Below are 19,366 nucleotides of genomic sequence, written 5' to 3' on the forward strand. Positions count from 1 at the left end.
ACAGGAGAAGTCCGTAAGAAAAGGGCCAGAGAGTTGTCGCTGTTGCACGTCGGTGCCGGTGTCCTTGCCCTGGGTTCGGTCCTCTTGGCTGTTCATATTCAGCAAGGGGCGTTCCAGTGACCGGCCCGTCCCCAATGGGGCCGGAGCTGGTGTTCCATGACCCGCTCTCCGATTCCTTAGCCGAGCAGCGTGCAGGCTCCCCCGACGTCCCCGGCTTGCCTTTTCATGGTTCACGCGGAACGGACCGCACCGAACGGAACCGTTCAAGAAGGAGAACGCCAGCAACCAGAGCGGAAGCGATAGAAGCTGTTGCGCGGGAGCTCAAACTCCTTGCCCGTCGCAGTGGAGATTCGGCAGGCTGACCTGACACCGCCCGCCCGAACAAACAGCATCAGCATCAGACATGGGAAGACCTCCGTTGTGGACACGGGCTTGAGACGAGCCACGTTCCACCACGGAGGTCTTCTGTCCTGCCGCCGTCAGCCTGCTGGCGGGGCCGGGTCCAGCAACTGGGCCAGGTGGAGCGCAGGCCGTGAGGCGTCGAGCTGCCTGACCTGCATCGCGCAGGAGAAGCCGTCCGCGAGGACAGGTACGACGTCGCCAGTGCTTCGCAGCGCAGGGGCCAAGGCATTTGCCGCGACCTTCATGCTCAAGTCATAGTGCTGCCGCTCGAAGCCGAAGTTTCCTGCCACCCCGCAGCACCCTGAAGCATCCGTCACGTCAGTGATGCCCAGCTTGGCCAGGGCGGCGCGCTGGACGCTGGCTCCGAACACTGAGTATTCATGGCAGTGGGTCTGCAGCACCACCTCGGACGGCAGCGGGACCGCGGGGGAAGGCCTCCATCCTGTAGCCGCGAGTTCCCCGATATGGGCGGCAAAGCTGCGCACCCGTGCCGCCACCCGCCGGGCCTGCTCGGTGGGAACCAGTTCCGGAAGGTCCTTGCGCAGGGCCGCGGCGCAGCTGGGCTCGATGACGACGATCGGCCGGTCCGTGCCGTCGTCGAGCAGTTGAGCCGCCTTTCCGAGCAGCTTGCCGGCGGTGTCCAACTGGCCGGTCGAAATCCAGGTCAACCCGCAGCAGGCGTCGGCCGAACAGGTCGGGCTTTCGCCGGCGTCGGCGAGCACCCGCGCGGCCGCCCCGGCCACCTCGGGACGGAAGCCCTTGGTGAAAGTGTCAACAAAGAGCACCACATCGCCGTCCGGCCTGTTGCCCGCGGTGTTGCCCGCCAAGCCAGTGTTGCCGGCCAGCCCGGTCTTGCCGCCCTGGCCGGGCTCGGCTTGCACCTGCCTCCGCCAGTCCCCGGCCGCTGCGAAACGGGGAAGGCTGCGCTTGGTGGTCAGCCCGCCCAAGGCAGCAACGGCTTTACCCAGCGGGGTGGCCAGGACGGAGTTCACCACGGGTGCCATGCGTCCTGTTACCTTGAGCCAACGCGGCAGCCAGCCAAGGGAGTAGTGCGAAAGCGGACGCAGGCGGCCCGCGTAGTAATGGCTGAAGAACTCCGCCTTGTAGGTGGCCATGTCCACACCGGTGGGGCAGTCGCTGGAGCAGGCCTTGCAGGCAAGGCAAAGATCCAGTGACTCCCGGACTTCCTCCGATCTCCAGCCTTCTTCGACCGTACGTGCGCCGCGGACCATCTCCTGGAGCACCCGCGCCCTTCCGCGTGTGGAGTCCTTCTCGTCCCCGGTCGCCCGGTAGCTCGGGCACATGACGCCGCCCGCATCGGAGCGGCAGCGCCCGACGCCTATGCAACCCTGGACGGCATGCACCCAGGTGTCGATTCCGTCCGCGTCAGGTCCACCGGCACCCGCATTCGGCTCCGTACCTGTGTGGGGCCGGAGGTCGAAGGAGGTACGCCACTCCCGTTGCGGGACACCAGCCAGGGCGAGGTTTGCGTCGATGGGATCCGGGTCGGTCAGGGAACCGGGGTTGAGGATCCCGGCGGGATCCCAGATGCGCCGATACGAGTCGAAGGCCCCGAGCATTTTCGGGGAGTACATGACGGGCAGCAGGGCAGAGCGTGCACGTCCGTCCCCATGCTCCCCCGACAGGGAGCCGCCGTGGCGGACTACCAGTTCCGCGGCCTCACGGGAAAATGCCTGGAAGACGGCACGGCCGGCATCCGTGCGCAGGTCATAAGTGATGCGGATATGCATGCAGCCGGCGCCGAAATGCCCATACATGACGCCTGTCAGCCCGTGCCGGGCCAGCAGCGCCTTCACGTCCGCCAAATACTCCGGCAGATTCTCGGGAGCGACGGCGGAGTCCTCCCAGCCCGGCCAGGACTCACCTCCCCCAGCCAGCCTGGCAGACAACCCCGCGCCGTCCTCCCGCACACGCCACAGCGAGGCGCGTTCTCCGGGGTCGGGCACGGCGCGGCCGTCAGTCAGCCGCCCGTTCAGGCGCAGCGTGGCCAGCAACCGGTCCGCTTCGGTAGCGACGGCGGCCGGATCGTCGCCGTCGAGGTCGACGTACAGCCAGGCTTTGCCCTCCGGCAGGCCCAGCACCGAATCCTCGCCGCGCCGGAAACGCATGGTATCCACGATGGCCTCGTCGATGCCCTCCACGGCTGCCGGTGAGAAGGTGAGGATCTCCTGGATATCCCGGGCGGCCTCCACAACACCTTCGTAGCCCAGGCACACGAGAAGGGAAGTGGCAGGTTTGGGCACCAGCTGCATGCGTGCCCCCACAATGACAGCACAGGTGCCCTCGGAGCCGGCGAGCGCGCGGGCCACATTGAAGCCCTTCTCCGGAAGGAGGTTCGCCAGATGGTAACCCGAGACCTGACGCTGGATGCGTCCCAGCTCAGTTCGGAATTCGGCCAGATGTCCGTGTGCCAGCTGCTTGAGATCCGCAGTGAGCGATTTGGCCCGCTCTGCCGCTGCCCGGTCTGCGGGATCTGTAGGTCGTAGCCCGGTGGAGGAGGCCGTGATCCGGAAACCCTCGGTGGTTACGAGGTCCAATTCCACCAGGTGGTCGGACGTGCGGCCGTACCGCACTGAATGGTTTCCGCAGGCATCATTGCCTACCGAACCACCCACTGTGGCCCGGTTCTTCGACGACGGGTCGGGGGCGAAGGTCAGACGCTGGCCGGTGGCTTTCTCCACTGTCTTTGACAGCTCGGACAAGACCACGCCAGGCTCGACGTCGGCCATTCCTGCTTGCTCATCGATGGCAAGGATGCGGGCCATGTAGCGGGAAAAATCGATCACCAGGCCCGGGCCGATAGCGTTGCCCGCCATCGACGTCCCGCCGCCGCGCGGGACAACGGGCGTGCTGGTCTCCCGGCAGGCCTCCAGGGCGGTGACGACGTCGGCGACGCTACGCGGGTACAGCACGGCCACCGGAGCTACCCGGTAATTGGAGGCGTCATAGGAATATTCGGCCAGGCGCCGCGGGGAAGTCTCTACTGGGATCCCTGCTTCCTTAAGGCGTCGTACCAGGACCGGCACATCCGCCTTACCGAGGGGAGAGCCGACGGCAGCTGAAGCGGGGTGTTGGATTGGAGGAAAGAGCCCGGCCATGCGGCACACCTTTCTTGTGGACACTGGAATTCATTAAGGCACAACTAAGGAAGCCTACGGGCCACGGCTACGATTGTCAACAATTGACACTTTGACCTGCTGACCGTCTGTGCCTCCTCTCGGAGGTTCGTGACTGAACGCGCCCTCTGGAATCCGAAGGCAAGCAAGAGTAGCGTCTGAGGGAACATGGCGGCGCCGGGCAGCGGTATGCCGCTGGAGGCCAGGCGCGGGGCGTTGGTTTCGCAAAGGGGCCGGAATGGCTGGATGGAACGCTGACACTGCGGCCGGACCTGTGGGGTCCGGGACTATCACCTTGGTCGAAGGCACATCCTTCTGCATCTCCCTGCCCAACGGGGACATCCACCCCGAAAATCCGCATGGAGTCTTCTACCAGGACACGCGCGTCCTGTCCCGATGGAGCCTCACCGTGAACGGGAGCTCGCTGGAGCCGCTCGCCGCGGAGACGAAGGAACCCTACCGTGCCCTGTTTGCCGGCCGCGTTACCCGGTCGGACGGGTATGCCGACAGCCCATTGATTGTGGAACGGCTGCGGGAAGTGGGTGCCGGTATCCAGGAGCAGATTACCGTTCGCAACTACTCGCTCGAGTTCGCAGAATGCGTGATATCCGTGCGGCCTGAAGCAGATTTTGCGGATCTCTTCGAGGTCAAGGAAGCCCGGATCCAGCGGCGCTGGGAACAAACACGTCAAGTGGATGGTGATTCGCTGACCATCCGGGCCGTCTGGCAGGAGGTGCGGAAAGGCATCCTTGTCCAGGCTCCCGGAGCCGAGGTTACGCAGGAGGCCCTGACGTACCGCGTGTCTGTCGGGCCGCGCAGCCAGTGGAGTACGATCCTCACCGCCATGCCCAGCAATGAAGCGGCAAGTCCTCCCCCGCCGTCGTTCGTCCGCACTCAGGGGGAAGCCGTCTCTCCGCGTGACCGTCGGCGCCAGGAGTGGGTGGCGAAGATTCCCAAACTGCATATGGGCAACCATTCCATCGAACGGACCCTGCGGCGCAGCTACGACGATCTGGGCGCGCTGCGTATCGAAGATCCGAACCACCCGGAGAGGATCGTGGTCGCCGCCGGAGCCCCTTGGTTCATGACCCTGTTCGGCCGCGACTCATTGTGGGCCTCGGAAATGGCCGTCGCGGTTGACCCCTCCCTGGCCCTCGGCACGCTGCAGACACTGGCTGACCGCCAGGGCAGCGTGGTGGACCTGGTTACGGAGGAGGAGCCGGGAAAAATCCTGCACGAAGTCAGGCTGGATGTCTCCAGCGGGCTCTCGCTGGGGGGAAAGAACATCTACTACGGCAGCGTGGACGCTACCCCGCTATTCGTGACGATACTGGGTACGGTGAGCCGCTGGGGTTTCGCGAAGGACACCATCGCCGGCCTGCTGCCGCACGCGGACAGGGCACTGGACTGGATCCGGGACTACGGCGACAGGGACGGAGACGGGTTCGTCGAGTATCAGCGCCTCAACCCGCGTGGGCTCATCAACCAGGGTTGGAAGGACTCCTGGGACGGCATCAACTTCGCCGACGGCACCATGGCCGAAGGCCCTATCGCCCTCTGCGAAGTGCAGGCCTATGTCTATGACGCATACATGGCGCGTGCATGGATAGCGTACGACGCCGGTGACGCACGTCTGGGTGACGAACTGGCGGAGCGCGCGGCGCAGCTGAAGAAGCGGTTCAATGAGCAGTTCTGGATCCCCGAGCGCGGCTACTATGCGATCGCGCTGGACGGCAGGAAGCGGCAGGTGGACGCATGCGCCTCCAACATGGGCCATTGCCTGTGGGTCGGCCTCGTGGACGAGGATAAGGCGGCGCAGGTAGCCGAACGACTTATGTCGCCGGAAATGTTCAGTGGCTGGGGAGTCAGGACCTTGGCTAGCGACATGGGCGCGTACAACCCTGCCAGCTACCACAACGGCTCAGTGTGGCCGCACGATAACGCCGTCATTGCTGCAGGCCTGATGCGCTACGGATTCGTGGCGGAAGCACAGCGCATCTCCACAGCCCTTCTGGACGCCGCCGACTATTCGGACGGACGGCTGCCGGAACTGTTCTGCGGCTTCAGCCGCGATCAGTTCACTGAACCCGTTCCCTACCCGACGGCCTGTTCGCCGCAGGCCTGGGCCGCCACCACACCGATCCAGCTCGTGACCACCCTGATGCGGTACGACACGCATGTTTCCCGCGGCGGCTTCTGGATGGATCCCGCCCTTCCGGAGTCGTACGGCGACCTCCACATAACCAACGCCCCCATGGGCGGAGGCAGGATTACCATCGACATCGCCAATTCCGTTCCCACGGTCCAGGGGCTGCCCGACGGACTGGTCTTCCACAAAGGGCACCGGCCCTGGCTGGCCGAACTGGTGAAAGAGGCCGGACTGCATCGAAAAAGCCAGCAGCCCAAAGTCACCTGACGAGGCCGGCACCACGCAGAACGAAGAATGACGGACTCCGATGGCCAGCGAATTTCCCTCCACGGAACAGCGTGAACTCCAAAGCTGTCCAAGACGGCTGGTTCATTCCGCGCTACGGGCCTAGAGCACCGATTCACGGAGCCGGGACTGAGCCAGGGCCAGTCCGGCCAGCGCCGCTCCCCGGGCCACCGATAGTCCGATCACCTGGGGCACGACCCTGATCTCCGGGGCGATGGGAAAGCTTTGTGCTAGTCGCCTGCGCGCCTCGGGAAGGACTTCGTCCACGAGCGGACTCAGGCGACCCACAAAATAGACGGACTCCGGGTCCAGCGTAACGGCAACGGCACCGACTGCGGTCACGATCGCCGTCGTAAATGCCTCCACCACTTCCGCGCGGGACGCCATTTCCTGCGGCTGTGACCACAGGGCTTCGATGCCTTCTAGATCCAGTCCCCGTGCTTGGGCGAATCGGAGGATGCCCGTTGTGCTCAACAGTCCGTCGAGGGTCTCGTTGCCAACGCCGGAGAAGAGAACACCACCCAGATCACCGAAGGCAGGGCTCCGTCCTTTGGCGATCTCATGATCAGTACAACCAGCGAAGCTCAGCACCGTACTGAGCATGAACAAAGCTGCATTTCCTATGCTCGCATCATCCTTCAGGATCCCCCGTAAGGATGCGTCGGCATCGCTCTCAACGGTTACGGGAGCCTTCAACCGTTCTTCAATGGCATTCTGGAGACGCGAAGCCAGGAAAATCTTCCTTGATTCTGGTGTCCCGGACCAGTTGGTGCCATTCGGGACACGGCCGGGCATCGCGGCGACGATTTGGCGCAATGGCCCCTCTGCGGAATCACTGGTCTCCACAATCAAGTCCACCAGCCACTCGGCAGTGGTTCCAACATCGCCCCCCTCGAGGCTGGGAACAATGTTGTGCTTAACCTCGCGACCTCTCAGGTCGGTGACGAGGACGCACGTGGTTCGCGTCCCGAAAGAGATACCGACAATGTGCCCCGCCGTGCCGGGGACATCCAGAAAGGTGGAGGGCCGGCCACGGCGCACAACGGCATCGACTCCCTGCTCAACGAGGAAACCGTCCAAAAGAAGCTCATCCACCTTCCGGGACACCGTCGCCTGACTCAAACGTGTCAATTCGATCAGCCTGGTGCGCGTCAAGGGCGCCTCTGAAAGGACCGCATCAAGGACAGAAGCCTTAGTGTGGTCACGTGCCGTGGGGATGCTGGTCATAGCACAACCTTAATGAGAGTTCAGACGGCGCGCCCACTGGTCCTAGCGGATGGTGGCGTCGGTTATGGCTGATTCGCCCAGGCCCCAGTACTCCAGGGATTCCTTGTATTCCGGGGTTTCCAGCACGGACTGGATCGCTGCCTGGAGTGCCGGGGTCAGCGGTGATCCCTTCTTCACACCCATGGCGACGTTGGTGTCCGTGCGGGTATCCATCCGCGGCTCCAGGACGGTAAAGTGGTCGGGCTGCTGCTCGTTGGCCCAGGCCAGGGCGCTGGCGTCGTAGAAGACGCCGTCGATCCGCTTGGAGTCCAGCTGCGTCAGGGCCTCCTGGATGTTGGGCAGCGTGATGGCGTTGATGGCCGGCTGGCCCTTTTCCTCACAGGTCCACTTCGAGACGTTCGGCAGGTGCTTGAGTTGCTGGGTGGAGCCCTTGGTCACGCCAATGTTCTTGCCGCAGAGCGTGTCGTTCGTCAGATTGAGCGGGTTGCCCTTAGCTACCGCCACGGCCGAACCGCCCTTAAGGTAGTTGATCATGTCCAGGACCTTCAGCCGCTCTTCCGTGGCGGACATGGTGGTGGCGGTGAAGTCGTAGCGGCCGCCGTCGATACCCGGAATGATCGTGTCGAACGCCGTGTTCTCGAACTTCAGCTTCAGCCCCAGCTTCTTGGCCACCAAACGGGCGAGGTCCGGGTTCACGCCAATGGGGGTCTGGTTGTCCTCTGCGAGGAACGTCATCGGCGGGGAGCTCAGATCCATCGCCACGGTCAGTTCGCCCTTGGACTTGTAGGACTCGGGCAACAGCTTCACCGCGGCCGCATCCGGCTGGACACCCTCTGAGATGTCACGGGTGTTCTGTGTCTTCGGGATGTCCGCGTTCTGGGTGCCCGCTGCCGTGCCGCCACAGGCAGTGAGGGCCAACAGGACAGCGAGCCCGGCGGCTGCAGTCTGGATTTTGTTTCTGGTCTTCATGGTGCAACCCTTCAATTGGGTTCCGCGGATGTATCCGCAGAGCGAGTGAGCTTGTTGAGTAGTAGGATTCCCCGGGCCCATTCGGGCCTAGCGCAGAGCCTTGAAGGCGCGGCCCATTCCTTCGAGCAGGCGATCAGCATCGTTGCTGGAGAAGGGCATTGGAGGGCGGAGTTTCAGGACGTTGCCCTGGGCGCCGCAGGCGGAGATGAGGATCCGGTCTTCCCGGAGGGCGTTCACGATTCCGGCGGCGGCTTCCCCGTCGGGTGTGAGTGTGGAGCGGTCAGTGACGAGATCCACACCGATAAAGAAGCCACTGCCGCGGACTTCTGCGACCTGGTCCAGGCCCTGGCTGAGGTCTTTAAGCCCGGTCATAATCTTTTCGCCGACCTTGTGGGCGTTTTCCATCAGTGATTCCTCGCGGAGCACGTCCAGGACGGCCTGAGCTGCCGCGATGGCTACCGAATTCCCGCCGAAGGTGTTGAAGTAGCGGATGTTCTTCCCGAACTCCACCAGCAGTTCGGGCTTGAAGATGGCTGCCGCGACGGGAATGCCGTTACCCATGGGTTTGCCGATGGTCACGATGTCCGGGACAATTCCGTGGCGTTGGAAGCCCCACCATTCCTCACCGGTACGGCCAAAACCGGGCTGGACCTCATCCGCGATGTAGAGGCCGCCAACGGAGTGGATTTCCTCAACGATCGGGCGAAGGAAGCCCGCCGGGCCGGCGAAGACCCCGTCGGAGGAGAAGATGCTGTCGGCGATGAATGCCGCCACTCCGACACCGTGGCGCTGCAGGTCGGCGATGGCGGCACGCACCTGGTTCCGCAGGTGATCCTCCAGGGATTCCTGGTCTGATGAGTAGCGAAGGGCGTCGGGTGAGTCAATGACCCGCACGTTCGCGCCCAGGGGCACGCCGGCGCCCAGGGATGGGGAGAAGGACGCTACTTCGGTAGTCAAGCCGTGGTAGGCGCCTGAGGTGACGATGACGCCTTGGTTTCCGGTGGCGTATTTTGCCACGCGCATGGCGAGATCGTTGGCTTCGGACCCGGTGCAGGTGAACATGACATGCCCGAGCTCGGCCGGGAACGTGGACAGGAGGTCCTCGGAGTAATCGAGGATGGATTCCTGGACGTAGCGGGTATTGGTATTCAGCGTCTGCATCTGTTCGTGGACAGCCGAAATGACACGCGGGTGGGCGTGACCGACAGAGGGAACGTTGTTGTAAACGTCGAGATAGTCATTTCCGTCCCGGTCGAACAAGGTCACGCCCTTGCCGCGGACGATTTCAAGGGGGGTGTCGTAGAAGAGCCGGTATCCGGGCCCGAGACTCTGGTCCCGGCGCCGGATGTTCTTCTGCATCTGATCCGGCAGCTCACCAAGGCGGTTGGGATCAAAGCCATTGATCATGGCCCTGGAAGGCTTGCGGATGGTTTGGGGAGTGGTGCTCATGGTTTTTTCCTTGATGGCTAGTGCGTCTGGTTGAGTGACGAAGGCAGTTTTGGTGCGGCGGCTGCGGCTGCGGCGGCGAGCCGGTCCCAGTCCGGCTTTGAGTGGGAGAGCAGATAATCGCGCCGTTGCGGCAATTGGCTTGCCCGCCACTGCGTGATCAGGGCTCGCAGGAGGAGCCGGGCCTGGGCTGAGACGATCAGGGCCTCCAGCTCGTGGTGGGGCAGCGGGCGAATGCTCCGGTAGCCCTCCATGACGTGGAGGGCATGTTTCCAAGGGCTGGCCGGGTCTGCTCCCAGAAGGTTGGCCATGGTGACGCTGATGTCGAAGATCACGGGCGTCCGCACAACGTCGCCGAAGTCGATAATCCCGGTCACGTAGTCCGGCCTGTCCGGGTTGACAAGGATATTGAACGGACTGAAATCCCCGTGGACAACCTGGGAGGTCAGGGTGTCCAAGAGCGGAACCACTGTCTCGTCGAACCGGTCGAAAATGTCGTCGGCCAGGGAGCGCTTGTGCTTCTCACAGACATAGTCAAGAAGCGGCCGCATCCGGTGAAAGTGCTTCAGGTCCCACAGGAGCAAACGGTCGGCACGCGGGTGATCGAAGTCCTGTAAAGCAAGGCCAAGATGCGCAAGACTTGAGCCCACCAACTGGAGCTGACCGGCTGACGCCTCGTGAGTGGCCAGCAGATCTCCAGGCATGTAGCGCATCACCCGAAGTACCCGGTCAAAGGGTCCGCCAGGCGCCGGGATGAGGACCTGGGGATCTCCGCCAAGGCTTCGGACAAGACGCTGCACCGGAAGCTCAGGAGCAGTCCGTTCCAAATGCTCCATGCATGCCGTCTGAAGGTGCACGATCACCGGATCCTCATCCGGTGGCGACACCTTCACCAGATAGGTTTCTTCTCCGTCTTGGAGGCGGAAAGTCTCGTCCTTCTCGGTGGGAATCCGGACAAGCGTCCCCTTCAGGCCGTAGGACTGTTCAAGGAGCTCCAAAACAGTTGAGTCAGCGAGCGGAGAGTGCTCTGCCAGGAGACCACTTTCTGATGCGATGGCGTCGATAAAAGCAGAGTAGCTAGTGACGGCCAAGGGTACCTGGGCGGGGTCCGTGGCCCCGACGCCCTGGGCCTGGCCGGTGTGAATTGTCGTGGGGTCAAAGGAGGGACTCATCTCACCCTTTCAATAATTGAAGGAGAAGTCAGGAGACCTGGCTGTGGTTAGTTGAAGCGTTGGGGCCGGGCGAAATCCAGGCCCTCGAAGGAACGTCTGCCGAGGGCTTCGTGGGCGGCAATTTCGCCGAATCCGGTGGCGTTTTTGAAGCCGGCGCCGGAGAAGCCGGTGGCGCAGTAGATCCTGCTCCCGTGTTTGAATCGGCCGAGGAGGGGGTGACCGTCTGTGGTGAAGAGGTCTGGGAAGGCGTCCGATCGCACGATGTTGGGGAACAGGCCGGGGAAGAACTCCGTGACGGTTTCGGTGGTCTCGGTAATTTCCGCGGGAGTCATTTCCCTGGGCACGGCGTCCGGGTCCGGTGCTGGTCCGCCGCGGCCGTCCAGCGTTGCCTTGACGCTGACCCCATCCACGGCGGGCGCACCATACATAAACCGGTCCTCGTGGGTCCGGCTGAAGACGGGGAAGTTCTCGGGGGTGAATTCGGCTCCGTCTTTCGCGACGAACCAGGTCAGGAAGAGGCGCTTGGTCACCGTTGCGGCCTTGAGGTACTCAGGCATGAGACATCGGGACCAGCCGCCGGAAGCAACGATGACGTCCTCGAAGGTCCAGGACCTGCCGCCGGAGGTGACCACCACCCCGTCGCTCGTTTCGATGATGCTCCTGATGGGGGTGTTGGTGTGAACTGTCGCGCCGTTGGCTTCGGCGGCTGCGATTGCGGCGGTGACTGCGCGGTCAGTGCGCAAGACACCAGCCTTCGGGTCGTAGACGGCGATGTCGTCTCGGCGGAGGTTGTGCTGGGGGAAGTGTTTTGCCATGACTTCACGGCCAAGGACTATGTGCTCGGCGCCGTTGATCCGGGTCGTTTCCAGCACGCTGCTGATGTAGGGGCTGTTGGCTGTGCCGATGGACAACCCGCCGCAACGGGTGAGGATTTCCTGGCCGGTTTCGGCTTCAAGGTCCGCCCAGAGATCCCCTGAGCGTTCCAGGATGGGGTAATAACCGGGATTGCCACGGTAAAGCATGCGGAACAGGCGGGTGCCCCCGCCCACGGCGCTGCGGCCGTGGGCGGGAGACGCGGCTTCGAACCCGGTAACGGAGTCGGACAGACGCGATGCCTGCCACAACGCCATGCTGCCGATGCTACCCAGGCCGAGAACGGCGAGTTTGCCATCGGTCATTCAGATCACCTTTTCGTAGTCAAGGACGCATCGCCTCAGGAACCGGGTTTAGAGACCGAGGTTCTTGTTCAGCTCGTCCAGGGACTTCACGGTGGTGTAGTCGTAGCCCTCGGTAATGGGGTCATAGCCACGGTCCAGCACAACGAGGTTCCGGAAGCCCATGTCATGCATCGGATGCATGTCGTACCGGGTGTGCGAGGCGACGTGCAGGAAATCCTCCGGCCTGGCGTTCAAAGTGTCCAGCATGTACTCGAACGCCTGGTAGCGCGGCTTGTAAGCCTGGGCCTGCTCAGCGGTCAACACGGCGTGGAAGTCTGCACCGAGCTTGGGAATGCTGATATCGAGGAAGCTGGTGTCCGCGTTGGACAGTGCCACCAGCTTGTAGTTGTCACCCATGAGTTTCAGCGGAGCCGGCACGTCCTCGTGAGCAACCCAGCTACGTACCGCGTCAGCGAACGCTGCGCCGGCGCCTTCGGTCGGCCCAATGCCCCAGTACTTGCATACGCGGTCAAAGGAATCCTGCAGGATCTGCTCGTAGGGCTTGTAGTCGCCAAGGACCTCATCGAACCGGTACCCACGGAACTGCTTCTTGAAGGTCGGCCACTGCTCTTCGGAGATGCGGCCATCGAGCAGGCGACGCGTGGTGGAGTCAATGTCGAAGTTGATCAGCGTGCCGTAGATATCAAAGGAGATGTACTTCGGCCGGAGATTAGTCGGAGCCATGATTAGTCCCTTCAAGGATTGAGTTAGGAGATTGGACTTGGGGTTGTCAGCCATCTGTCGGCGAGTGCTACGGCTGAGCGTTTTTGATTCACTATGAATCTAAATGCCGATCTGCCAATTGTCAACAATTTTCTTTTGCTGGTTCCCGGGACGTCTCAAACTACTGGACCGCCAAGGATGGCGCCTCCCGGCCCCGCACTTCCCGCTCTGTGACCTTCCACGAGACGGAACCGAAGTAGTCAACCAGCTCCTGGTCACCGTGTGGGACAAACCCCGACCGCCTTGGACAAGAATCCCGCGTCACTCCCCTCAACGACCCCTTCACCGCTACCGGCTGCACCTTGTTGAAAGCATCGTCGTAATGGGACTCGTGGAAGGCCAGCGGGAGCTCCGAAGCGCCTGTAGTCGCAGTCGATGCCGTCGTCGTGCACTAGCTTTTCGATGGTGTCGATGGCGTCGTTGTATTCGCGCAACATCTCCACGGCACGGGTGCTTCCTTGCCGCTTGACCGCGGTGCTGAAGCAGATGGCCTTCCCCGACCTCTTCACCACCGACGAACACCCCCCTGCTCGCCAGGATCAGCGAAGACAGCAGGATTTACTGTGCCACCGGCTTCGGCGAAATCGCCGCACACGAAGTCCACAGCAAAGAGACCTTCGGCGGCCTCGACTTCGTCCGCCCTCAACGGTTCCGGCCATCAACGAAAGCGTGACGTGATGCCGCGGCCGCGAAGGTGGGCTCGGATGGCTTTGGATGAGTAGGCCTTGTCACCGCGGATACGGTCCGGGCCGGTGCGTGGCCTGCCCGGACCTGCGCGGTTGATCTTCCCGTTGTGGCGGCGGTGAAGCGTCCGAACGTTCTTGAGACGGAGTCGGAGGTCGTGGACTAAGGCAGGGTGGTCCAGAATTGACGTCTCGAAGTCCGTTTACTTCTGCTCTAGAGGTTCTGCTTGGAGAGCATTCCGGAATTGATTGACCGTCTCCTGGCGGAAGGCCTCGAAGTCGCCTTCCAGAGCAAGCTTAGCGAGTTTCTCGTGCTCAACAGCGATGTCATGAAGGTCGCTGTAGGAACGGTGGTCAACCGCCAGGTACAGACGCAGCTTGTTCTCCCACCCGTTCCACATGCTTTGCAGCGCGGCGTTCCCCGAAAATTCGTAGAAGAGCCTGTGGAAGCGAAGATGAGCGTCGATGCTGCCTGGGATGTCATTGGTGTCGGTGGCCCGGTACAGTTCCTCGATGGTTTGCTTCAGCCGGAGCTGCTCGGGACCCCGCAGCGTGGGGGCCGAGAGCTCGGCAGCATAGGGCTCTACGAGGACCCGGATCGCTGCGATCTCCGCGACGTCGCGAGCACTGACTTCCACAACGAATGACCCACGGAAGGGGATCCTTACGACCAGCCCTTCCTCCTCGAGTTTGGTCAGCGCCTCACGTAATGGGGACCGGCTGATACCGAGGTCCGCAGCGATGTGCGTCTCGCGCAGTTGTTCCCCCGGAGGCACAGTTCCGTCAAGGATGGCGGTACGGAGCACGCGGTAGACACCATCTGGCGTGGTTGTCCGTTGTTCCTGCCACTCGAACTTGCGGTCCATTGCTGCCTCCCTGTCGATTGTCGATTATACCGGGCACCGCCTGATCAGACCGCGATTGCGGTGTACTTATACTCCAGGAATTCTTCGATCCCGATCTTTCCGCCTTCACGTCCAAGTCCGGATTGCTTGACGCCGCCAAACGGTGCCGCCGGGTTGGAAACCAGGCCGGTGTTCAGGCCGACCATTCCGACTTCCAGTTCGGCCGAGAAGCGCAGTGCCTTGTCCATGCTTTCTGTGAACACGTACCCCACCAGCCCCCACTCGGTATCGTTGGCCAGGCGGAGGACTTCCTCTTCGCTGTCGAACGGCAGGATCGCCGCCACCGGGCCGAAGATTTCGGTGCTCATCACTTGAGAGTCCAGCGCCACATCAGCCAGGACGGTGGGGTTGTAGAAGTAGCCGGGGCCTTCCGGCCGGCTTGCGCCGGCCAGTACCCGTGCTCCCTTGGAGACAGCATCTGCAACGAGGCTTTCGACCTTTTCCACACCTTTCCGGTCGATGAGGGGCCCGACGTCGGTACCAGCCAAAGCGCCGTTGCCCACCCGCAGTTCTGCCATCTTTTTGGAGAACTTCCCGCTGAATTCCTCCATGACGGAACGGTGGACGAAGAAGCGGTTGGCGGCTGTGCAGGCCTCGCCCATGTTCCGCATCTTGGCCGTCATGGCTCCGTCTACTGCCTTTTCGATGTCTGCATCGGCCAGGACGATGAACGGCGCATTGCCGCCGAGTTCCATTGAGGAGCGCATCACGTTGTCCGCCGCCTGCTTGAGGAGAACTTTGCCAACCTCAGTGGAACCGGTGAAGCTGACCTTCCTGGCGATGCCGCTGCTCATCCAGTGATCTACCACGCTGGAGGCCTTGGAGGTGGTGACGACGTTCAACACGCCATCGGGCAGGCCTGCATCACGGAAAATCTCTACCAGGGCTAGGGATGTCAGGGGCGTCAGGGCCGCGGGCTTGAAGACCATGGTGCAGCCGGCGGCGACGGCAGGGGCGATCTTGCGGGCGCCCATGGCTAGCGGGAAGTTCCACGGAGTCACCAGTACGCAAGGACCAACCGGTTCCTTGGTAACCATGATCCGGGTGTTCCCATCCAAGGAGGCTGCGCTGTCACCACCAATACGGACAGCTTCCTCTGAGAACCACCGGAGCATTTCAGCACCGTAGGCCACTTCGCCCCTCGATTCTGCGAGCGGCTTCCCCATTTCCGCCGTCATGATGCCGGCGAGCCGGTCCGTGTTGGCGGTCACCAGTTCGAAGGCGCGCCGGAGAATGTCACCCCGTTCGCGGGGCGTGGATTTGCTCCACTCAGCCTGCGCGCGGTCTGCTGCGTGGAGGGCCAAGGCAGCGTCTTCAGGACCGCCGTTGGCAACACGTGCAATGATCTCGTTCGTCGCGGGGTTCTCCACCGGGAAGGTAGCTGAATTGGCTGCCTCTTGCCATACGCCGTCAATGAACAGCTGGGTGTGCAGAGTGGTCGGGTCAAATGAAGTGGTCATGTCACGCTTTCAGTAGTTGAGGGGCAGGGAATTGGACGGAGGCCTAGCGCGTCTTGAACCGCTCCGGGCGCACGAAGTCCAGGCCGTCGAATGAGCGTTTGCCGAGCGCTTCGTACGCGGCGATGTGGCCGTGGCCAGTGGCATTCTTGAATCCGCCTCCGGAGAAACCTGTGGCGCAGTAGATCCTGCTTGACTCGCTGAGCCAGCCCAGCAGCGGGTTCCGGTCCTCGGTGTAGAGGTCCGGAAAGGCGTCGGAGCGGACGATCGTCGGAATGAGCCCAGGGAAGAACTCGGTGACGGTTTCGAGAGTCTCGGCGAGTTCGGCTGTTGAGAGTTCCCTGGGGAAACCATCGGGGTCGGTTGTGACCGTGCCTCGGCCGTCCAGGGTGGCCTTGACTGTGACGCCGTCTACGGCGGGCGCTCCGTACATGGAGCGGTCCTCGTACATCCGGCTGAACGTGGGGAACTTTTCCGGGGTGAACTGGGCTGCGTCGCGGGCAACGAACCAAGAAAGGAAAACTCTGCGTGTTTCCGTGTGCGCTTTCAGGTAGTCGGGCATGAGCTGCCGGGACCAACCCCCCGAGGCGACGAGGACGTTCTCGAAGGTCCAGGAGGTGCCTCCGGAGGTGACGACAACGCCGTCGTTGGTTTCCCTAATGCTGCTGGCGGGAGTGTTGCTGAGGACCGTTGCTCCGTTTGCCTGTGCGGCGGCCACGGCTGCCGTAACTGCCCGGTCGGTCCGAAGAACACCGGCGTTCGGGTCGAACAACGCGGAATCGTCGGCCCTGAGGTTGTGTTGGGGGTAGCGTTCGGCCATTTCCTCACGGGTCAGGATCTGGTGGGCAGCCCCGTTGATCCGGGTGGTTTCCAGGACGCTGCGGAGATAGGGCCCATCCGTTGTGCCGATGGACAGTCCACCACAACGAGTGAGGATGTCCTGACCGGTTTCTGCTTCGAGCTCCGCCCAGAGGTCCCGTGAGCGCTCCAGGATGGGGTAGAACCCGGGGCTTCCGCGATAAATCATGCGGAACAGCCGGGTGTCCCCGCCTACGGCGCTGCGCGCGTGGGCGGGAGTGTGTGCCTCGAAGCCGACCACGGAATCGGAAAGCCGTGAGGCTTGCCAGAGTGCCATGCTCCCGATGCTGCCCAGGCCAATGACGGCAAGTTTTCCGTCCATTGTTTAGAGCACCCCGAAGTCGTCATTCATGAACAGCAGGGGACTTGCTGTTTGGCGGGCGAAGCCCATGCTTCCGTCAGTGATGGTTTGCATGATGGAAACAACCTCTCCTTGTTGTGTTTGGCATCGGTGATGGGTCACTATTCGTGCAGTCCCGCGAGCCTGCTGCCGAATCTGGCCAGCAGTGAGGTCTTGGTGGAATCCCTGCGCTCTTCCCATTGATCAGCAAGACCGAAAAGCCGGTACATGCCGTGAACACCCAGCCAGCGGATGGGCTCCGGCTCCCATTTCCGTGCGCGGTAGCCAACCCAGGGAAGTGTGGTGCGCCGCGTCTCCCGCTCGAAAGCCAGTTCCACGAGAGTTCGCCCGCCCACGTAGGCTGCCGTGACGCCGTGCCCTGCGTATCCGGTTGAAGATCCGATCCCGGACGCTGGGTCCCAGTTCACCCCGCCGTTCCAGTCACGGGTTACGCCCAGGACTCCGGACCAAGCGTGATCCACTTCGAACTGGATGCCAGGGAAGAAGGAGCGGAGCTTTGTAGAGATTAGGTCGATCGTCGACTGGGCAGTTGAACCGGCGCCCCCGGTGCCGGAGCCGTAGCGGTATGGCACTCCCCTGCCGCCAATAGCGATGCGGCCGTCCGCTGTGCGTTGGGAGTAGATGAAAGTGTGTGCGGAGTCGTTAAGGCACTGCTGCCCGTTCCAGCCAATTTGCTGCCATGCCTCCTCCGACAGCGGTTTGGTCACGATCATCGAGGAATTGATCGGTATCAGGGCCCGGCTGCCAAGCAGCTCCCCCGAATATCCTTCGGTGCAAATGAACGTCTTCGCCGCGGTCACCCGCCCGCTGTCCAGGCTGAGGGTCGGACCGTCGATGCTGCCTACCCGGCTGCGTTCGTAGATGCTCACGCCCATGGACGTCAGGGTGTCCGCAAGCCCGTAGACGAGTTTGGCCGGCTGGATCCGGGCGCAGTGCTTGTAGAAGAGCCCGCCGTGGACGGTGGAGATGTTGACCCGGCTCCGGAACTCGTCCCGGCCGAGCAGGTCGACCTCATCTTCGGTCACCCCGTACTTCAAGTCGGCATCGCGCCTGGTGACCAGCCGGCCCAGCCCTGCCTTGGTGTGGGCAGCCACGAGCGCGCCACCTTTATGCTGATCCGCATCAATGCCCTCGGCCTGAAGAATATCCAGGACGGAGTCGACGCCGGCAATAAGCTCCTGCTGGAAGGCCCGGCTCGCGTCCAGCCCGCCCCCGGAGACGCGGGCAAACGTCGCACGGTTTCCTGGAATCATGGCAGACAGCCAGCCGCCGTTCCGCCCGGACGCGCCGTAGCCTATCTGTTCTGCCTCAAAAACCGCCACCGAGAGCGACGGCTCGAGCTTCTTGGCAAAATACGCCGCCCACAGGCCTGTGTAGCCGCCTCCGATTATGGCCAGGTCTACTGAGCCATCGCCTGTGAAGCGGGGGTACGTGGGCCTCTTGTCCGCGAGTCCGGCCATCCAGAAGCCGAGCTCTCCGTTTCGGGGTGCTGCCGCGAGGGCTGTCATTGTTGTCCTTCTTTGTGTGTGAACCGTTGAGCTAATAGGACTGCGGGCCATCACCCAGCCTTGGCCGGCTTGTAGGTGTCTCCGCTGGATGGCGCGGAGTCAGAAGGCGGTGTATCCGCCGTCGACGGGGAGGACCGCTCCGGTGATATAGGAGGATTCCGGTGACGCCATGAAGAGTATGGCGTCGGCGATCTCCTCGGGGGTTGCGAGGCGTTGAAGCGGGATCTGGCCCTCCCGCTCGCGGCGGTAGGCCTCGGGATCGGGCCTGCGCTGGAACGATGCCTCGATGACGGGAGTGACAGTCAGTCCTGGCGCAACAACGTTGACGCGGATGTTGCGTGAGGCCCACTCGATGGCAGCGCCCTTGGCGAGCATGATGAGGCCGCCCTTGGCCGCGGAGTACAGCACCTCGTCGGGTTTGCCAACGATGCCCAGTCGTGAACTGACGAGCACGAACGAGCCGCCCGTTGCGGGCATAAGTGGTGCGAAGTGCTTCATCATCAGGAAGGCGCTGAGCAGGTTGCTGTGGATTACGTTCTTCGCATCCTCATACGCCATCTCCGTCAGTGGGCCGCTGACCTGCAGTCCGTGGTTAAGGACGACGACGTCCACGGTTCCGAACGATTCGGCGGCCTGGCGGGCCAGGCTTTCGACGAAAGCCTCATCGTTGAGATCTCCAGGGACGTACAGGTCGTCGGGTCGGGCGGCATTCAGTTGCTCCCTGCGGCCCGTGAGCAGCAGCCGAGCGCCTTCGCGCCGGAAGCGGGAACTCACTGCTTCCCCTATTCCGCTGCTGGCACCGGTTATAACGGCAGTGGTCTTATCAAGTCTCATGGGGGTCACTCCTTGGTACGGTGAATTGCTTGG

Annotated in this window: 13 protein-coding genes and 1 pseudogene; 1 reads left to right on the forward strand and 13 read right to left on the reverse strand. The window is 62.8% G+C overall.

The genetic code is table 11. The features are described from left to right. Window positions 1-479: 479 nt before the first annotated feature. Window positions 480-3,521 (reverse strand): FAD-binding and (Fe-S)-binding domain-containing protein, encoded by a 3,042-nt coding sequence (locus ACIP9X_RS18095; protein WP_400481143.1) that lies wholly within the window; start codon window positions 3,519-3,521, stop codon window positions 480-482. 256 nt (window positions 3,522-3,777) lie between these two features. Between ACIP9X_RS18095 and ACIP9X_RS18100 the strand changes: the two genes are divergently transcribed. Then, window positions 3,778-5,955: a glycogen debranching N-terminal domain-containing protein gene (locus ACIP9X_RS18100; RefSeq protein ID WP_400481144.1), complete on the forward strand. Its 2,178-nt coding sequence runs from the start codon at window positions 3,778-3,780 to the stop codon at window positions 5,953-5,955. 120 nt (window positions 5,956-6,075) lie between these two features. Here ACIP9X_RS18100 and ACIP9X_RS18105 read toward each other — a convergent pair whose 3' ends face one another. The 12 genes and pseudogenes from ACIP9X_RS18105 to ACIP9X_RS18160 form a co-directional block, all read right to left on the reverse strand. Beyond that, on the reverse strand, window positions 6,076-7,200 hold the full coding sequence (locus tag ACIP9X_RS18105; protein WP_400481145.1) for an ROK family transcriptional regulator: 1,125 nt from the start codon (window positions 7,198-7,200) through the stop codon (window positions 6,076-6,078). 42 nt (window positions 7,201-7,242) lie between these two features. Next, on the reverse strand, window positions 7,243-8,169 hold the full coding sequence (locus ACIP9X_RS18110; protein ID WP_400481146.1) for an ABC transporter substrate-binding protein: 927 nt from the start codon (window positions 8,167-8,169) through the stop codon (window positions 7,243-7,245). An 87-nt stretch (window positions 8,170-8,256) separates the two neighbouring features. Next, on the reverse strand, window positions 8,257-9,618 hold the full coding sequence (locus tag ACIP9X_RS18115; RefSeq protein ID WP_400481147.1) for an aspartate aminotransferase family protein: 1,362 nt from the start codon (window positions 9,616-9,618) through the stop codon (window positions 8,257-8,259). A 17-nt stretch (window positions 9,619-9,635) separates the two neighbouring features. Further along, entirely contained in the window at window positions 9,636-10,787 is a 1,152-nt protein-coding gene (locus ACIP9X_RS18120; protein WP_400481148.1) for a phosphotransferase, read from the reverse strand. Window positions 10,788-10,834: 47 nt separating this feature from the next. Then, complete coding sequence (locus tag ACIP9X_RS18125; protein WP_400481149.1) at window positions 10,835-11,965, reverse strand: FAD-dependent oxidoreductase; 1,131 nt, start codon at window positions 11,963-11,965, stop codon at window positions 10,835-10,837. A 48-nt stretch (window positions 11,966-12,013) separates the two neighbouring features. After that, the gene (locus ACIP9X_RS18130) at window positions 12,014-12,688 is read right to left on the reverse strand and encodes a haloacid dehalogenase type II (RefSeq protein ID WP_400481150.1); all 675 of its coding nucleotides are present in this window, start codon (window positions 12,686-12,688) and stop codon (window positions 12,014-12,016) included. Window positions 12,689-13,403: 715 nt separating this feature from the next. Further along, window positions 13,404-13,502, reverse strand: a pseudogene (locus ACIP9X_RS18135) (IS5/IS1182 family transposase); the annotation flags it as partial. Between the two features lie 111 nt (window positions 13,503-13,613). Continuing rightward, entirely contained in the window at window positions 13,614-14,276 is a 663-nt protein-coding gene (locus ACIP9X_RS18140; RefSeq protein ID WP_400481151.1) for a GntR family transcriptional regulator, read from the reverse strand. 44 nt (window positions 14,277-14,320) lie between these two features. Further along, on the reverse strand, window positions 14,321-15,775 hold the full coding sequence (locus ACIP9X_RS18145) for an NAD-dependent succinate-semialdehyde dehydrogenase (RefSeq protein ID WP_400481152.1): 1,455 nt from the start codon (window positions 15,773-15,775) through the stop codon (window positions 14,321-14,323). Between the two features lie 43 nt (window positions 15,776-15,818). Beyond that, window positions 15,819-16,952, reverse strand: a complete 1,134-nt coding sequence (locus tag ACIP9X_RS18150; RefSeq protein WP_400481153.1) for an FAD-dependent oxidoreductase — start codon at window positions 16,950-16,952, stop codon at window positions 15,819-15,821. 140 nt (window positions 16,953-17,092) lie between these two features. Then, the gene (locus ACIP9X_RS18155) at window positions 17,093-18,499 is read right to left on the reverse strand and encodes an NAD(P)/FAD-dependent oxidoreductase (protein ID WP_400481154.1); all 1,407 of its coding nucleotides are present in this window, start codon (window positions 18,497-18,499) and stop codon (window positions 17,093-17,095) included. Window positions 18,500-18,598: 99 nt separating this feature from the next. Further along, window positions 18,599-19,333 (reverse strand): SDR family NAD(P)-dependent oxidoreductase, encoded by a 735-nt coding sequence (locus ACIP9X_RS18160; RefSeq protein ID WP_400481155.1) that lies wholly within the window; start codon window positions 19,331-19,333, stop codon window positions 18,599-18,601. Between the last annotated feature and the right edge of the window lie 33 nt (window positions 19,334-19,366).

The sequence above is a fragment of the Arthrobacter sp. NPDC093125 genome (genome assembly GCF_044754225.1).
Classification (GTDB): Bacteria; Actinomycetota; Actinomycetes; order Actinomycetales; family Micrococcaceae; genus Arthrobacter.

Bases quoted from the DNA above. Each gene is read 5' to 3' on its own strand.
- ACIP9X_RS18095 (WP_400481143.1), bottom strand. From the start codon at position 3,521: ATGGCCGGGCTCTTTCCTCCAATCCAACACCCCGCTTCAGCTGCCGTC.
- ACIP9X_RS18100 (WP_400481144.1), top strand. From the start codon at position 3,778: ATGGCTGGATGGAACGCTGACACTGCGGCCGGACCTGTGGGGTCCGGG.
- ACIP9X_RS18105 (WP_400481145.1), bottom strand. From the start codon at position 7,200: ATGACCAGCATCCCCACGGCACGTGACCACACTAAGGCTTCTGTCCTT.
- ACIP9X_RS18110 (WP_400481146.1), bottom strand. From the start codon at position 8,169: ATGAAGACCAGAAACAAAATCCAGACTGCAGCCGCCGGGCTCGCTGTC.
- ACIP9X_RS18115 (WP_400481147.1), bottom strand. From the start codon at position 9,618: ATGAGCACCACTCCCCAAACCATCCGCAAGCCTTCCAGGGCCATGATC.
- ACIP9X_RS18120 (WP_400481148.1), bottom strand. From the start codon at position 10,787: ATGAGTCCCTCCTTTGACCCCACGACAATTCACACCGGCCAGGCCCAG.
- ACIP9X_RS18125 (WP_400481149.1), bottom strand. From the start codon at position 11,965: ATGACCGATGGCAAACTCGCCGTTCTCGGCCTGGGTAGCATCGGCAGC.
- ACIP9X_RS18130 (WP_400481150.1), bottom strand. From the start codon at position 12,688: ATGGCTCCGACTAATCTCCGGCCGAAGTACATCTCCTTTGATATCTAC.
- ACIP9X_RS18140 (WP_400481151.1), bottom strand. From the start codon at position 14,276: ATGGACCGCAAGTTCGAGTGGCAGGAACAACGGACAACCACGCCAGAT.
- ACIP9X_RS18145 (WP_400481152.1), bottom strand. From the start codon at position 15,775: ATGACCACTTCATTTGACCCGACCACTCTGCACACCCAGCTGTTCATT.
- ACIP9X_RS18150 (WP_400481153.1), bottom strand. From the start codon at position 16,952: ATGGACGGAAAACTTGCCGTCATTGGCCTGGGCAGCATCGGGAGCATG.
- ACIP9X_RS18155 (WP_400481154.1), bottom strand. From the start codon at position 18,499: ATGACAGCCCTCGCGGCAGCACCCCGAAACGGAGAGCTCGGCTTCTGG.
- ACIP9X_RS18160 (WP_400481155.1), bottom strand. From the start codon at position 19,333: ATGAGACTTGATAAGACCACTGCCGTTATAACCGGTGCCAGCAGCGGA.